Annotated in this window: 13 protein-coding genes and 1 pseudogene; 7 read left to right on the top strand and 7 right to left on the bottom strand. The window is 64.4% G+C overall.

All coding sequences use genetic code 11. The annotated features are described in order from the left end of the window. The 3 genes from RT028_RS16950 to RT028_RS16960 all read right to left on the bottom strand — a co-directional run. Positions 1–1,402, bottom strand: a 1,402-nt coding sequence (locus tag RT028_RS16950; protein WP_312936270.1) for an autotransporter outer membrane beta-barrel domain-containing protein, incomplete at its 3' end; no start/stop codon positions are given. A gap of 97 nt (positions 1,403–1,499) precedes the next feature. Continuing rightward, positions 1,500–1,775 carry a peptidylprolyl isomerase gene (locus tag RT028_RS16955; protein WP_312936271.1) on the bottom strand — a complete coding sequence of 92 codons (276 nt, stop codon included), beginning with the start codon at positions 1,773–1,775 and terminating at the stop codon, positions 1,500–1,502. Positions 1,776–1,962: 187 nt separating this feature from the next. Beyond that, positions 1,963–2,982, bottom strand: coding sequence for a GlxA family transcriptional regulator (locus RT028_RS16960; RefSeq protein ID WP_312936272.1), 1,020 nt, complete (start codon positions 2,980–2,982; stop codon positions 1,963–1,965). A gap of 364 nt (positions 2,983–3,346) precedes the next feature. Between RT028_RS16960 and RT028_RS16965 the strand changes: the two genes are divergently transcribed. Beyond that, positions 3,347–4,582 carry an aromatic ring-hydroxylating dioxygenase subunit alpha gene (locus RT028_RS16965; RefSeq protein WP_312936273.1) on the top strand — a complete coding sequence of 412 codons (1,236 nt, stop codon included), beginning with the start codon at positions 3,347–3,349 and terminating at the stop codon, positions 4,580–4,582. 296 nt (positions 4,583–4,878) lie between these two features. Here RT028_RS16965 and dddP read toward each other — a convergent pair whose 3' ends face one another. Both dddP and RT028_RS16975 read right to left on the bottom strand, forming a co-directional pair. Beyond that, positions 4,879–6,222 (bottom strand): dimethylsulfonioproprionate lyase DddP, encoded by a 1,344-nt coding sequence (gene dddP / locus RT028_RS16970; RefSeq protein ID WP_312936274.1) that lies wholly within the window; start codon positions 6,220–6,222, stop codon positions 4,879–4,881. A 244-nt stretch (positions 6,223–6,466) separates the two neighbouring features. Then, on the bottom strand, positions 6,467–7,399 hold the full coding sequence (locus tag RT028_RS16975; RefSeq protein ID WP_312936275.1) for a LysR substrate-binding domain-containing protein: 933 nt from the start codon (positions 7,397–7,399) through the stop codon (positions 6,467–6,469). A gap of 296 nt (positions 7,400–7,695) precedes the next feature. Between RT028_RS16975 and RT028_RS16980 the strand changes: the two genes are divergently transcribed. Then, entirely contained in the window at positions 7,696–8,493 is a 798-nt protein-coding gene (locus tag RT028_RS16980; RefSeq protein WP_312936276.1) for a substrate-binding periplasmic protein, read from the top strand. 3 nt (positions 8,494–8,496) lie between these two features. On the opposite strand, the gene RT028_RS16985 is transcribed toward RT028_RS16980, so the two are convergent. Beyond that, a complete protein-coding gene (locus RT028_RS16985) occupies positions 8,497–9,396 on the bottom strand; it encodes an AraC family transcriptional regulator (protein ID WP_312936277.1) in 900 nt (299 codons plus the stop codon). Positions 9,397–9,606: 210 nt separating this feature from the next. Between RT028_RS16985 and RT028_RS16990 the strand changes: the two genes are divergently transcribed. Then, on the top strand, positions 9,607–10,659 hold the full coding sequence (locus tag RT028_RS16990) for an NAD(P)-dependent alcohol dehydrogenase (protein ID WP_312936278.1): 1,053 nt from the start codon (positions 9,607–9,609) through the stop codon (positions 10,657–10,659). Positions 10,660–10,723: 64 nt separating this feature from the next. Here the strand turns inward: RT028_RS16990 and RT028_RS16995 are convergent, their stop codons facing one another. After that, positions 10,724–11,041 carry a DUF2388 domain-containing protein gene (locus RT028_RS16995; RefSeq protein WP_312936279.1) on the bottom strand — a complete coding sequence of 106 codons (318 nt, stop codon included), beginning with the start codon at positions 11,039–11,041 and terminating at the stop codon, positions 10,724–10,726. Between the two features lie 145 nt (positions 11,042–11,186). Here RT028_RS16995 and RT028_RS17000 point away from each other — a divergent pair, with 145 nt between their 5' ends. The 4 genes and pseudogenes from RT028_RS17000 to RT028_RS17015 form a co-directional block, all read left to right on the top strand. Continuing rightward, entirely contained in the window at positions 11,187–12,068 is an 882-nt protein-coding gene (locus RT028_RS17000; RefSeq protein ID WP_312936280.1) for a LysR substrate-binding domain-containing protein, read from the top strand. 131 nt (positions 12,069–12,199) lie between these two features. Next, a complete protein-coding gene (locus RT028_RS17005) occupies positions 12,200–12,682 on the top strand; it encodes a hypothetical protein (protein ID WP_312936281.1) in 483 nt (160 codons plus the stop codon). 43 nt (positions 12,683–12,725) lie between these two features. Next, entirely contained in the window at positions 12,726–13,394 is a 669-nt protein-coding gene (locus tag RT028_RS17010; RefSeq protein WP_312936282.1) for an ABC transporter ATP-binding protein, read from the top strand. Between the two features lie 91 nt (positions 13,395–13,485). Continuing rightward, positions 13,486–14,014, top strand: a pseudogene (locus tag RT028_RS17015) (ABC transporter permease); the annotation flags it as partial.

Genomic DNA, 14,014 nt, shown 5'->3' on the forward strand with positions numbered 1-14,014 from the left:
CCGGGGGCGTGACCACTGGCGGGGGGACCACCACCGGCGCGGCCAGGGTCGAACGCAGGTACCAGCTGTTTTCACTGCCGGCGGTCACCCCCCCCTTGAACAGCCGGTAATCATAGGCCCCGGCCGAGAGCACCTGGGTCTGCACGAAGGCAGTCGGGGGGCTGGTGGTTCCTGTACCGGCCTCGACCACCTGAATGCCGTTGAGCGGCGTCGCTGCACCCCCACCCCCGAGGTTGTCGATCACCAGCAGCGTGCGCCCGTCAATGCTGCCTTGATTGACCACCAGACGGTCGGACGGCGCGTCATCACCGGCCAGCACACTGGCAAGCTTCAGGGTGCCGCCGTTGCCGATGTAGTTGCCTTGCACCGTCAGGCGGCCCAGCCCATCGCTGCTGCTCAGGTCGATCAGCCCGGCGTTGTTCAGGGTGGCGGGCTGGTTGGCAGCGAAGGCGCGAATCACCCCGCTGCGCGACAGCAACTGGCTGCTGGCGTCGATGCCGACGGTGCCGGTGCCGCTGGCTGTATCACCCAGCACCCAGGTGTCGTCGAGGGCAAAGCGGCTGTTGTCGGCCAGCTCCACTTGCTCCCAGTTGGGGTACAGGCTGCCCTGGCTGGCGGTGCTCTGCTCGAAACGCAAGGTGTCCTGGCCATCGCCGCCATCCACGGTGATGGTCAACTGTTCAGGCCCAAGCTGACGCAGCAGCGCCCGGTCGTCGCCCGGCCCCATCTGCACCAGGCCGCCGATGCTGCCGCCGTCCCAGGTGAACTGATCGTTACCGGTGCTGAGCAGCACGTCGCCCCCCACGCTGCCACCGTGGATCAACACCTGATCATCGCCGCCGCTGACGCTGATGTTGCCGCCGATGGTGCCGGCGAACAGCTCGACATAGTCGCGATCGAAACCGGTCACCAAGTTGCGGTCGATGGCGCCGCCGCGCATCAGAAAGGTGTTCTGGTCCAGGCGCATGTTCACCGTGCCGATGCGCCCGCCGTCCATCTCGGCGTAGTCGCCGCTGTCGAACGTGCCGACGATCCAGCCATCGCGCATGAAGAAGCGGTCCAGCCCATCGCCTTGATTGACGCCGCCCGTAATGACCCCTCCGGTCATGGTGAAGGTGTCGATGCCCGCTCCCTGGTTGACCGAGCCTTCGATGCGCCCCGAGGCCATGTCCAGCGTATCCTGGCCGGGCCCGAAGGTGACGTCGCCGGCGATGACCCCGGTGCCGCCGGCAGGCAAGGCCAGGCTGTTGTTGCCCTGCAGGTCGAGCAGCCCCGGCGCGCTGCCGCTGTCGCAGACATAGGCGTCATCCCCCAGTCCGGGGTTGAAGGTGCAGGCAGCCTGCAGGTCTGTGGAGATGAGCGAGATGAGGGTGGCACCGGTGACGACGAATAAGGCACGCATGGGGCGACTCCAGGTTCGAGGGTCGCCTGCAACGTTGCGCGCCTGGCCGGGGGCTGACAACTGACAGAAATGTCAGGTACCGCGTGCGCTGCAACGATCAGTCGCGGTAGAACACCTGCACCAGGTGGTAGCCGAACTTGCTCTTGATCGGCCCATGCACCACGCGCAATGGCTTTTTGAAGATCACCTGGTCGATGGCGCCGACCATCTGCCCCGGACGGATTTCGCCGAGGTCACCGCCGCGTTTGCCGGACGGGCAGGTGGAGTACTTGCGGGCCAGGACATCGAACGCCTCGCCCTTGTCGATACGTTGCTTGAGCTGCTCGGCCTCGGCGGCAGTCTTGACCAGGATGTGACGGGCTTGGGCTTTCATGGAGGGTCCTGCGCTGTCGGCGAAAAAAGGCCGGCATTATGCCTGATGGGGATCGCGCCACGACGATTACTGACGGACGTGACGGTTGTGCGCTCTGCCGCCTGGGCTGCCCTGACGCCTGGCCTTGACGCCTCAGGCCCGCTCACTGGCGCGATGCCGTTCACACAGGGCAGCTGCCGTGCCCCGTTCAGGTCTCGTGGCGCGGCTCTCTTGAGGGCGGATGTCCGAAGAACGCACTGTACGAGCGGCTGAAGTGGGTACAGGAGACGAAGCCGCAGGCCAGGGCCACTTCGAAGATCGGCGCATGGGAGTTCTGGATCAGCCGCCGGGCCTCGGTGATCCTCAGCTGAAAGTAATAGCGCTGTGGCGTGGTGTTCAGCTGCAGTTTGAACATGCGCTGAATCTGCCGGATCGACAGGCCGATCATCTGCGCGATGTGTTCAGGGCTCAACGGCTCCTCCAGGTTGGCCTCCATCAGCCCGATGACTTCGCGCAGCGTCTTGCACACCTGGGGCTGCCTGGAGGCGGGCCCCTGCACGCTGCGGTATCTGCTCTGATCGGTGTCGAGCGTCGCCAGCACTGCGGCGGCCAGCGGTGCGCCGGCGCGTTCACCCAGCCAGTGGATCATCATGTCGAAGGCGCCGGCGGGGCTGGCAGAGGTGATTCGATCGCGGTCAGCCACCTGCGATTCGCGGCACACGCGAACGCCCGGTACGCGCTCGGCCAAGGCAGTGCGCTGATCGGCATGCAAGGCGCAGCGGTAGTCGTCCAGCAGCCCGGCGCACGCCAGATACCACGCCCCGTTCCACAGCCCGCCCAGCGCGATCCGGCGCCTGGCCGCCTGCCGGAGCAAGGTGGTCAGCCAGGGCGGCGGGCTGCGGACCGTGCGCAGTCCGCCGCAGATCACCAGCAGGTCGAGGTCCGCCAGGCGAATGTCGGTCAGCGGCGTGTCTGGCCGAATCGGGATGCCAAGGTCGCTCATCACCTCGGCGGTGGTGTGGCTGAAGGTGTGCACGCGCGCGGCACCGGGCGCGATCAGGTTGGCGGTGACCAGCACATCGAGCGCCTGGGTGAAGCACGCCAGGGAGAAATGTTCGAGCAGGAGAAAACCGATCTTCGAGGTCTTTTGCAGCACCCGGGGCTGGGTGACGGAACCCAGGTTGTGGCCGGCGAAGGTTGGATTGAAGGCACGAGTGAGGGTGGTCATGGCAGGACTCTGAGAACGACGTCGGATTACGGTCGAACCAGCAGGCAACAGGTTGAAGTTGATAGTAAACATAAGTTTCAACGCGTCTGTTGTCTATCAATTAAATGCGATTCATTTCTTGATAACTTTAAGTTATACGACAAGTAAATTAAGTGCCGTGCTTTTTATTGGAAGCGCTGGTAGCGTTTTCAGTGTCAATGAACATAGCTGTCGAACAGTATCTGGAGCCTCCTGCTACATGGCGCCGTCATGCGTCCGAGGGCGTTTTCAGCGCATCAGGGTCTTGTTCGGGTTGCGCTTATAACAATAGAACTTCGTATCTCGAGGCCATGCGTCGAAGTACCGAAGTGCCTGGAGGATGAATATGAACAGCAGCCACTCCGTGATCAACCTGATCAAACAGCGCAAACCCAGGCACGTGTTGCCGCGCGAGCTGTATTTCGATCCCGAAGTGTATCGTCAGGACCTTGAACAGATCTGGCACAAGGACTGGGTATTCGCCGGCCATACGTTCGAAATCGCCAAGGGCGGCCAGTACTTCACGTTGCAGATCGGCGACTATCCCGTGGCGGTGGTGCGTGGCAAGGACGGTGAAGTGCGCGCCTTCCATAACGCGTGTCGTCACCGTGGCGCCAAGGTCTGCGAGCACTCGGCCGGCAAGGTCGCCAAGCTGGTGTGTCCGTATCACAAGTGGACATTCGAACTGGATGGCAACCTGATCTATGCCGGCAACATGGGCGCCGAGTTCGATCGCGCCCAGTACGGCCTCAAATCCGTGCATATCGAAGTGGTGCACACGTTCATCTATGTCTGCGTGGCCGAACAGGCACCCGACTTCGCGCGCTTCCGCGCGGCCGTCAGCCCCTTCATCGCGCCCCATGGGCTGGAACAGGCCAAGGTCGCGTTCGAATCGAACCTGATCGAGAAGGGCAACTGGAAGCTGGTCTTCGAGAACAACCGCGAGTGCTACCACTGCGACGGCACCCACCCGGAACTGCTCAATTCCTTCGTCGAAAACCTGTCGGTGGCGGGCGTGGGTGGCGACGATGACTCGGAACTGGTTGCGCACTGGGATCGTTGCGAAGCAGCCGGCATGCCCAGCCGCCTGAACATGGACCCGCTGGGGCGTTTCCGCATGACGCGCATTCCGCTGTCGGCCGGTGCAGTGAGCTACACCATGGACGGCAAGCCGGCCGTCGCCGGGCGCCTGGACCACAGTGGCGAGCCTGACATCGGCGCGCTGCTGTACTTCAACTACCCCTCGACTTGGAACCACTTTCTCGGCGACCACGCCCTGAGTTTCCGCGTGCTGCCCATCGGCCCCGGCGAAACCCTGGTGACCACCAAGTGGCTGGTGCCCGAGTCGGCAGTGGAGGGCGTGGACTACGACCTCGATCGTCTCACCAAGGTCTGGCTGGCGACCAACGACCAGGACCGGCGCCTGGTGGAGGGCACCTTTGCCGGCGTGTCGTCACCGGCGTACGAGCCTGGGCCATTTTCGGAAAACGCGGAAAATGGCGTATGCCAGTTCGATGACTGGTATTGCGAGACGATGCTTGATCGCCTGGATGCAAGGGCAGCGTTGCGCTCTGTGGGTTGATGGAGCCGGTAGAAGCGGATTGCGTTGGCGCCCGACAGCTGCAAGGCGCAGGCATCGGTCAGGGTGCCGGTTGATTCTGCGAGGCCTGTTTCAGGCCTCGATCGCCGGACTGGCGGCTTGTTTCAGGCGCCGCGTAATAAACATGAATCGCGGTTGCAGCCTTGGGGCAGTTTTCCCGGCCATCGCGGCAGTCGCCCCCCAGAGACCGCACTCTCCCGCGCACATAGCATTGAGCGACGACTGGAGCGAAGTTCGAAGCCAACCAGCTTCCATGAACGCCTGAGCTGACCAGCACCTCAACGATCCAGAAAACTCGCCTCGAACGGATATCGCGTCAGCACGTCGCACCCGGTGTCGGTCACCAGCACCTGGTTCTCCAGCTTGATCCCGTCCCTACCACCCACTTCACCGACATACGCCTCCACACACAGCACCATTCCCGGCTCCAGCTCGCCGTCGTAGCCATAGGCCGCCACGTCTTCCGGGTAGCGGATGCTCGGATACTCATCGCACAGCCCAACCCCATGGAACATCACGCCATAGCGCTGCGCCCGGCACGATTCGGGCAGGCGGTGGCCATCGCGGCTGAGCGTGGAGAATGCCACCCCCGGTGCGACCAGGGCGGTGTTGTGCAGGATGTGATCATGGGCGATGCGGTACAGCCGCTTCTGCTCGGCAGTCGGCGCCAGCCCACCACAGATCCAGCTGCGCGACATGTCCACGCACATGCCGTACACGCCGATCAGGTCGGTGTCGAACGAGAGCAGGTCGCCGTCGCTGAGCACCCGCGGGCCACATTCCTGAAACCAGGGGTTGGTGCGCGGTCCGGAGCTGAGAATGCGCGTTTCGATCCATTCACCGCCGCGGCGGATGTTGCCGGCGTGCAGCGCCGCCCAGACGTCATTTTCGGTCGCGCCCGCGCGCATGACCTGGCGCATCTCGGCAATCGACGCCTCGCACGAGGCCACCGCGCAGCGGATCGCCATGACCTCATCCGGGCCCTTGATCGCCCGCGCCAGTTCAGTGATCGCCTGGCCACTGCTGACCTGCAAGCCCAGCGCCTCCAGTGCACGCAGCCCGGCGATCTCGATACGGTCGACCGCCAGCGCCCGGTTGCTGCCGGCATGTTGCCGCATCAGGTCATTGACCTGGCCCGCGAAGCGCCGGGCGTGTTCCTCGGTCCTGTCGCCGGTCTCGAAATAGAAGAACGAGGCGCCACTGCGCAGCTCCGCCACCAACGGCAGGTGCGCGGACAGATGATCGCAGCCGTGAAAATCCCACAGCACCACATGGCCGCCTGCCGACACGAAGCACGCCCGCGCCGGGTTGTGCGTGGTCCAGAGCTGCATGTTGGTGGTGTCGGTGGCGTAGCGGATATTCAGCGGATCGAACAGCAGGATGCCGCCGACATTGGCGTGCTGCAGTTGTCTGACGAGACGCTCGAGCCGAAAGCGCCGCATGGCGTGCAGATCAGGTGCCTGCAGCCCAAGCGCTGCCCATTCGGTGAAAGCCAGGGGGGTGGGGCCGATTTCGACGCGGTCGTTGTCGTCGAGCGAACCGTCCGGTTTCAAGCCGGGAACGGAGAGTCGGGACGGATCGATACGACGATTCGCAGGAGAGATCGAATAAGGGGATGACATCGTAGTCTCCGGTCGCGCGGTTTTTTATTGTTGTCGGGGCGATGCGTTATCTGCGTGCGCCGTTGGAGAGTGGTTATTCCAACGCGCCACTCATCACGCTACCGAGCCTTGTTCAGCCCATAAAGCAACATTTTGGGAGGGCTGTTGATCACCGGCGGTTATGAACACACTTCCGTGCAGGGCGTTGTATGAATCAGGCGCTATTGAACAGGGGCTACTTACCGGGTCAAACAAGTGCTCGACTTCAATACGTGGCGCTGCTCTGCAACCATTGCACGATCGCCCGGACGCTCTGATCGATTTCACGCCCTTTGGCAACGACCAGGTAATAGGCATGTTTCTGCCGCACCACATGGGGCTCGATCTTTACCAATTGCCCGCTGTGGATCAGATGGTCGACCAGTCGCCCCCAACCCAGCGCTACACCGTACCCACTGACGGCAGCGTTGATGACGTCTGTGTACAGCGTACAACGCAGGTTGATGTTCAAGCGGGCGAACGAGGCATCCAGCTCCTTGAACCAGCCTGACCAGGTCATCCAGCCTTCCGAGGTGCTGTCCGATTCCAGCAAGCCTGATGCAGACAGATCGGCCAGTGTCGCGGGGGTGGCATGGCGCTCCAGCCAGGCAGGGGAGCAGACCGGGAACACTTCTTCTTCAAACAGCAGGATGGCGTCGCCGTCGGTCCATTGCCCATGGCCAAAGCGGATGTCCAGATCGTAATCACGACGTTTCAGGTCGCCCGTGAACATCTGCGTCGCCAGGCGTAGCCGCACGTGAGGCAAGACGTCTTCGAGTTTGTGCAGACGCGGCATGATCCGCAGTTGCGATACCGGTGCGGTCGAGGCCAGGACGATTTCGTCTGGCTGCTCGCCCTCGATGATCTGATCGAACCCGCTGGCAATATGCTGCAGCGACGACGAGATGACCGCGAACAACTGCTCGCCGGTGGCCGTCAGGGCGATCCTGCGATGCTGGCGCTCGAACAAGGGTCGGCCCACGGTGGCTTCCAGCAACCTGATCTGCTTGCTCACTGCGGCCTGAGAGACCCCCAGTTCTTCACCGGCCAGGGTGAAGCTGTTCAGGCGCGCCACCGCTTCGAACTGCAGCAAAGCGGTCATGGAGGGAATGATGCGTCGGTAGCCCTTCGCTGAGCCGGTCGATGCCAGGTTTTTCATGCGCTGCTCCGGGGCCTGATCAAGCCGCTGCCACCCTCGCTCAACGAGGCTCAGGCCTGGCGACGCACTCTGCCACAGATCGAATAGTCGCGTCTTGCACCTGCGCTGGTCGGGCGCCCTGCACCGGCTGAGTAGCGCCGGCAGGCCAGTGCAACGGTCATTGCGAGCGTTGCCTGCACGAGCACAGCGATGGGAAACCGGTCATCGCTCACAGAACTGTCCGAAAGCAACGTTCTGGCAAGTCACTCTGTACTAGCATCAACCCCATCTGCAAACCTCTTGCCCGGGAGTCGTCGATGCTCAAGTGCTGCGTGTGCCTGCTGCTGCCATCGTTGCTCGGGGCGTCACTCGCCCAGGCACAGGAGGACTGCACCCAGCTCACCCTGACAGGCAACCCGGAATACCCGCCGTATCTGTGGCGCGACCCCGACGATCCCAGCCGACTGATCGGCGCCAACGCCGACCTGGTCGACTACCTGGCCAATCAGCTGGGGCTCACGCTGCAGGTGCGCTACGCCGGGCCGTGGCCGCGCGCGCAGGAGGAAGTCCGCCTGGGGCGCGTCGATGGCATGGCCGGCTATTTTCGGACCGAGGATCGCGCGCAGACCACCGATTTCATCAGCCCGGCCTTCATCGCGACCCACAGTATGGTCTGGGTGCGTCGCGAGGAGCCATTTCCCTATGCCACCTGGGCCGATCTCAAGGGCCACAAGGGCGGCACCCTGGTGAACAACAGCTATGGCCAGGCCTTTGACGACTACGCCGAAGCCAACCTCGACCTGGAAGCCGTGCCGAAGGCCAGCCAGGCCTTTGAAAAGCTGCTGCACAAGCGCACCGACTACCTGATCTACGAGCGTTACCCCGGGGCGGCGATGGCGCAATCGCTGGGCATTGACCAGGCATTGCGCGTGCTTGATCCGCCGATTTCCAGTGAAGGCCTGTACCTGGCGCTGTCCAAGGCCTCGCCGTGCAACACCGCTGCGCTGCGCGAGCGCCTGGGGCAACTGATGAAGGCGCTGGTCAGCACGGGCATGGCCGAGCAATGGGTGACCCGCAACCTTGCGCGCTGGAAGCGCCAGCAGCGCAGCCATTGACCCTCATACCGGCAGGCTCTGGTAGGGCTGCTCCTCGCCAGGGCTGCGGGCGAACTGGCGCTTGTACTCGCGGCTGAACTGCGAGGTGCTCTGATAGCCCACCCGATGCGCGGCCTGCGCCACGCCCACACCCTCACCCAGCAACATCTGCTGCGCCTTGAGCAGGCGCAGGCGCTTGAGGTACTGCATGGGCGCAAGCTCGGTGCAGCGCTTGAAGTGCTCATGAAAGGTCGACACGCTCATGTTGGCGCGCTCGGCCAGGCTTTCGACCCCGAGCGGTTCGGGGTAGTGCTCACGCAGAAAACTCAACGCCGCGCCGATCCGGGCAAAATGCCCTTGCTGCTCCACCAACGCCCGCAGCACGCTGGCCTGTGGGCCACGCAAGGCGGTGTAGAGCACCTCACGCACTCGCGCCGGACCCAGTACCTGGGCATCGAGCGGGTCTTGCAAGCACGCCAGCAGACGCTCGACGCTGGCGCGCATGGGTGCATCAAGCGCCGCGGAGGTCATCGACTGTGGGGTCTGCGCCTGCACCTCGGCGGCCGCTGGCAGGTGCTGTACCAGTTCGGCCAGTACATTGCGGTCGATGTCCACCGCCACACCCAGCAGTGGCGCCTCGGCGGTGGCGAAGGTCTCGCACATGAACGGCACCGACAGGGCCTGCACCAGGTAATGCCCGGCGCCATATTCGAGCGTGCGTGGGCCCAGGCGCGCCAGCTTGCTGCCCTGGGCGAGGATCATCAGGCTCGGCTCGTAGATCTGCGGGCTGCTGGCCACATAGTGATCCCAGCTCAGCACGTGCACCTGGGGCAGATGGGTGGGTACAAAACCCGGGCGCGTGGCCAGGGCGCTGATCAGGGTGCACAGGGAAGCATTGGCGTCGACGTGGCGGGTCAGTTGCATGGCGGTACTTCATCAGGGGGATCAGGTGGAGAGGGCAGGGTAGAGAATCAGACAGCTGCATGATCGCAGATTGAACCTTTTGCGCCAGCGCCGTTTGCTGATGTTCGGAGAATCAGGCATGAGTACCGGAGAATCTGCGGTGGGCCATCTCGCCGGCTCTTGGCAAAATAACGGCAACTGAATCGTTTCACTTTGCCCGCGAGGTCATTCATGTATACCGCCATCGGTTACGCCGCCCAGACATCCACCAGTCCCCTGGCACCCATGCAGTTTCAGCGTCGCAGCCCACGCCCGGACGACGTCGCGCTCGACATCCTGTACTGCGGTGTCTGCCATTCCGACATCCACCAGGCCCGCAACGAGTGGGGCATTGCCGTCTACCCGCTGATGCCTGGCCACGAAATCATCGGCCGCGTCACCGCGGTTGGCAGCGATGTGACCACCTACCAGGTGGGCGACCTGGTCGGCGTTGGCTGCATGGTCGACTCCTGCCGCTCGTGCAAGGCCTGCCAGGCCGACCTGGAGCAGTACTGCGAGGAGGGCCCGACCATGACCTACGCCACCCCGGACCGGGTCGATGGCAGCAACACCATGGGCGGTTACTCCAGCAGCATCGTGGTCAGCGAGCACTTCGTGGTGCGCATCCCCGAAGGCCTCGACCCGGCTGCTGCCGCGCCGATCCTCTGTGCCGGCATCACCACCTACTCGCCGCTCAAGCATCATGGTGTGGGCCCTGGGCACAAGGTCGGCATCCTCGGCATGGGCGGGCTGGGCCACATGGGCATCAAGCTGGCCAAGGCGCTGGGTGCTGAAGTCACGCTGTTCACCCGCTCGGCGGCCAAGGCCGAGGAAGCCCGTCGCCAGGGCGCCGATCATGTGATCGTGTCCACCGATGAGGCGCAGATGCAGGCCGCCGCCGGCCACTTCGACTTCCTGCTTGACACCATCCCGGTGCAGCACGACCTCAACCCCTACCTGGAAACCCTGACGTTCGACGGCGTACACATTCTGGTCGGCCTGATCGAGCCGGTCGAACCGCCGATCCACGCTGCCAATCTGGTGCTCAAGCGCCGCGTGATCGCCGGTTCCCTGATCGGCGGTATCGCCGAAACCCAGGAAGTGCTCGACTTCTGCGCCGAGCACAACGTCAGCTGCGACATCGAGATGCTCGACATCCGCCACATCAACGAAGCCTACGAGCGGATGATCAAGGGCGATGTGAAATACCGTTTCGTGATCGACATGGCCACCCTCAAGGCCTGATCACGCGCGCATGAAAAAGCCCGGGTCCGCTGTGCTGGCCCGGGCTTTTTCGTGGGTGGCTGACTCAGTTGGCGGCCAGCGGATCCTCTTGCGTGAGAATGGCCTGGGCCAGTGCCTCGTCGCTGATGTTCAGGCCCGGGTTGGCCTGACGCACGTGCTGCAAGGCCGATTCAACGTACGCGCCGCGGATCTCGCCACCGCTGGCAACGAACGCCGACAGCTCGTCACGGGCAGGCAGGATGCGCTTGTCATCCTTGAAGGTGGAATAGAGCGAGGCTGACACGCCGGCGGAGGTGGCGACATCACGACCATCCACACGGGCGAAGGCTGCGCCCGCAGGCAGCAGAAGCATGAGAGCAGGAATGAGAATTAGCTGACGCATGGCGAAACCTCCGGAAGGAAAGGGGTGCCTGAGGGCGCGGCACTCAGCTTTAAGAGGCTCAAGCGAGGGGCGAGTTCCACTGGCGTTGCTGCGCTGGCGCTGGCGTGGTAGAACCGCCCCTGCCATTTGCCCGCTGAATGAACCCATGCCCACTATTAGCAAAGCCAATAAAGCCCTGTTCGACCTCGACCTGCTGCGCGCCATCGTCGTGGTCGCCGACTGCGGCAGTTTCACCACGGCGGCGGCCCGCCTGCATTCCACTCAGTCGACCATCAGCCAGAAAGTGCGCCGGCTCGAAGACATGGTCGGGCATCGCTTGCTGGTGCGCGGCAACCGCGACGTCTTGCCCACCGATGCCGGGCAGACCTTGCTGGGCTATGCGCGGCACATGCTGGCGCTCAACGACCAGATGCTCGAAGCGCTCGCCGGCGCGCGGGTCGGCGTGACGGTACGCCTGGGCGTGCCGGAAGATTTCGTCGGTGGGCGCACGACCACGGCCCTCGCTGCCTTCAGTCGCGCGCATGCGCAGGTGAAGCTTGAGGTCACCAGCGGCCTGTGTCGCGACATCAGCCAGGCCTACGACAATGGCGAACTCGACCTGATTCTGCTCAAGCAGCGGCGCAACGCCCGCGAAGGCATTGCGCGCTGGCCTGAACGCTTGCAGTGGATCGACAGCGCCCAGGCGCCGACCTTCGACCTTGACCCGGTGCCCCTGGTGACCTTCCCGCCGCGCGGGCTGTACCGTGACGACATGATCCAGGCGCTCGAAGCCATGGGCCGCGCGTGGCGCATCAGTTTCACCAGCTCCAGCCTGAGCGGCCTGCAGGCGGCGGTGGCCGACGGCATGGGCATCAGCCTGCTGCCGCCGCGTGCCGCCAGCACCGCACACCGCGTGCTCGGCGCGCCACAGGGGCTGCCGGAGGTGGACAGTTACGAGATCATCATCGTCCACCGGCCCACTGCGGATGGCAGGGTCAGGGCGCTGGCCGACGTGTTGAGTGAACTGCTGCAGGTGCAGCCGGGCTGATTGGCCGGCACCGTCAGGTGCGTGCGTTGTCACAGAGAAACCCCGCGCGGCGCTGGCATCCAGCATCTGGCTCATGTCAGACCGATGCGCTTGACGCCTCCGGTTCCACCCGATGTTTTCAAGGAGTACCCATGAACATGCCTGTCAAACGTGCGACGTCAGTGATCGCCTTGTGCCTGCTCGCCGCCTGCGGCAAAGAACCCGTCAGCCCTGCAGCGTCGACAGTGGAGCAAGCGCTCTCCGGCAACTGGCATGTCGCCGGCGTCGCTGTGCCTGACACAGGCGTGCAGGCGCTGGCCGACGACGATCCTCAGGTGATGGGCTGGCGCCTGAGGTTCAGCCATGACCGTCTTGAGGCAGACAAGCGCCAGGGATTGGTTGACGACACCTGCACCCAGCCCACCTTCCAGGCGGTGGCGTCAACCAGCGATGCCGATACGACGGCACAGCTTCGCAAGCTGGGTGTCGATCAGGCGACGGCGTATAGCGTGATCTGCAAGTCCGGCTCCTGGGGACCGTCCGATGCCGACACGGCGACGTTCTTCAAAGGGGTGGATGGCACGCTGGCACTGAGGTGGTACGACAACGGCATGTTCAAGCTGGTACGCGACTGATCCGAACGCTGCCGCGCACCGTTGCCCGATTCCAAGGACGCCCATGCTGCTCATCGAAGACCTGCACAAGCACTACCTCACTGCCCAAGGCCCGCTGCCAGTGCTGCAGGGCGTCGATCTACAGCTCGACGCCCACAGCAGCCTGGCGCTGATGGGCGAGTCGGGCAGTGGCAAAAGTACGCTGTTGCACCTGATCGCAGGCCTCGATCGGGCCGACAGCGGGCGCATTCTGATTCACGGTCAGGCGCTCGACGGGCGCACCGAGGCGGGGCTGGCGCAGTGGCGGCGCGAGTCCATCGGCCTGGTCTTTCAACAGTACAACCTGGTCCCCAGCCTCGATGTGACCAGCAACCTGAGCTTCCAGGCACGCCTGGCCGAGCGGCACGACCCGGCCTGGGCGGCCTACTTGGCGGAGCGTCTGGGGCTCAGTGGCTTGCTGGCGCGCTACCCCGAGCAACTGTCGGGGGGGCAGCAGCAGCGGGTGGCGATCGCTCGGGCGCTGGCCGGGCGCCCGTCGCTGTTGCTGGCGGACGAGCCGACCGGCAGCCTGGACGAGGGCAGCAGCGAAGAGGTGCTGGCGCTGATGCTGCAGTTGATCGAGGAGGCCGGCAGCAGCGTGCTGATGGTGACCCACAGCGAGCGCCTGGCCGAGCGGCTGCAAGTGCGCTGCCGGTTGCAGGCTGGGCGGGTGATGGCGCAGGTGGATCGATGACTGGCCGGCGGACGGCGTGTGGGTGGGATGAGGCTCGGCCAGGCTCGCCGTGCTGCCAGCAAATGCCTCGACCTTTGCCGGGCAGGCGCCCATGAGTACCTTGCGCATCACCTTGCACACGCTGCTCAGCCACTGGCGCCGACACCGGCTGCAAGGGGTGAGCATCTTTCTCGGGCTGTGTATGGCAACCACCTTGTGGACCGGTGTGCAGGCCTTGAATGCCCAAGCGCGCAGCGACTATGCCCGGGCCAGCGCGGTGCTGGTGACGGGCAGTCAGGTGCAGGTGCTGGCGCGCGAGCGTGAGCATTTCGACCAGGCCCTGTATGTGCGCTTGCGCGTGCTCGGATGGCCTGTCAGCCCGGTGCTGGAAGGGCGTCTGGCGCTGGCAGGTGACACGGCGCCGAACGTGCGCCTGATCGGCATCGAACCGCTCAGCCTGCCGAGCGGCTTTGCTGTGGCCGGCACGCGCGCCGAAGGCTTCGACCTGCCTGCGTTCGTCAGCCCGCCCGGGCAAGCTTGGATTGGCCCGGATACCTTGCGCCGGCTTGGCCTGCGCGTGGGGGACGTGGCCAGCACCCGCGATGGCCAGCCTTTGCCGCCCTTGCAGGTGCAGGCGGGGC

It is taken from the genome of Pseudomonas sp. (assembly GCF_032058845.1).
Lineage (GTDB): Bacteria > Pseudomonadota > Gammaproteobacteria > Pseudomonadales > Pseudomonadaceae > Aquipseudomonas.

Excerpts from the sequence above, each read along its gene's own strand:
- RT028_RS16955 (WP_312936271.1), bottom strand. The coding sequence starts at position 1,775 with ATGAAAGCCCAAGCCCGTCACATCCTGGTCAAGACTGCCGCCGAGGCC.
- RT028_RS16960 (WP_312936272.1), bottom strand. The coding sequence starts at position 2,982 with ATGACCACCCTCACTCGTGCCTTCAATCCAACCTTCGCCGGCCACAAC.
- RT028_RS16965 (WP_312936273.1), top strand. The coding sequence starts at position 3,347 with ATGAACAGCAGCCACTCCGTGATCAACCTGATCAAACAGCGCAAACCC.
- dddP (WP_312936274.1), bottom strand. The coding sequence starts at position 6,222 with ATGTCATCCCCTTATTCGATCTCTCCTGCGAATCGTCGTATCGATCCG.
- RT028_RS16975 (WP_312936275.1), bottom strand. The coding sequence starts at position 7,399 with ATGAAAAACCTGGCATCGACCGGCTCAGCGAAGGGCTACCGACGCATC.
- RT028_RS16980 (WP_312936276.1), top strand. The coding sequence starts at position 7,696 with ATGCTCAAGTGCTGCGTGTGCCTGCTGCTGCCATCGTTGCTCGGGGCG.
- RT028_RS16985 (WP_312936277.1), bottom strand. The coding sequence starts at position 9,396 with ATGCAACTGACCCGCCACGTCGACGCCAATGCTTCCCTGTGCACCCTG.
- RT028_RS16990 (WP_312936278.1), top strand. The coding sequence starts at position 9,607 with ATGTATACCGCCATCGGTTACGCCGCCCAGACATCCACCAGTCCCCTG.
- RT028_RS16995 (WP_312936279.1), bottom strand. The coding sequence starts at position 11,041 with ATGCGTCAGCTAATTCTCATTCCTGCTCTCATGCTTCTGCTGCCTGCG.
- RT028_RS17000 (WP_312936280.1), top strand. The coding sequence starts at position 11,187 with ATGCCCACTATTAGCAAAGCCAATAAAGCCCTGTTCGACCTCGACCTG.
- RT028_RS17005 (WP_312936281.1), top strand. The coding sequence starts at position 12,200 with ATGAACATGCCTGTCAAACGTGCGACGTCAGTGATCGCCTTGTGCCTG.
- RT028_RS17010 (WP_312936282.1), top strand. The coding sequence starts at position 12,726 with ATGCTGCTCATCGAAGACCTGCACAAGCACTACCTCACTGCCCAAGGC.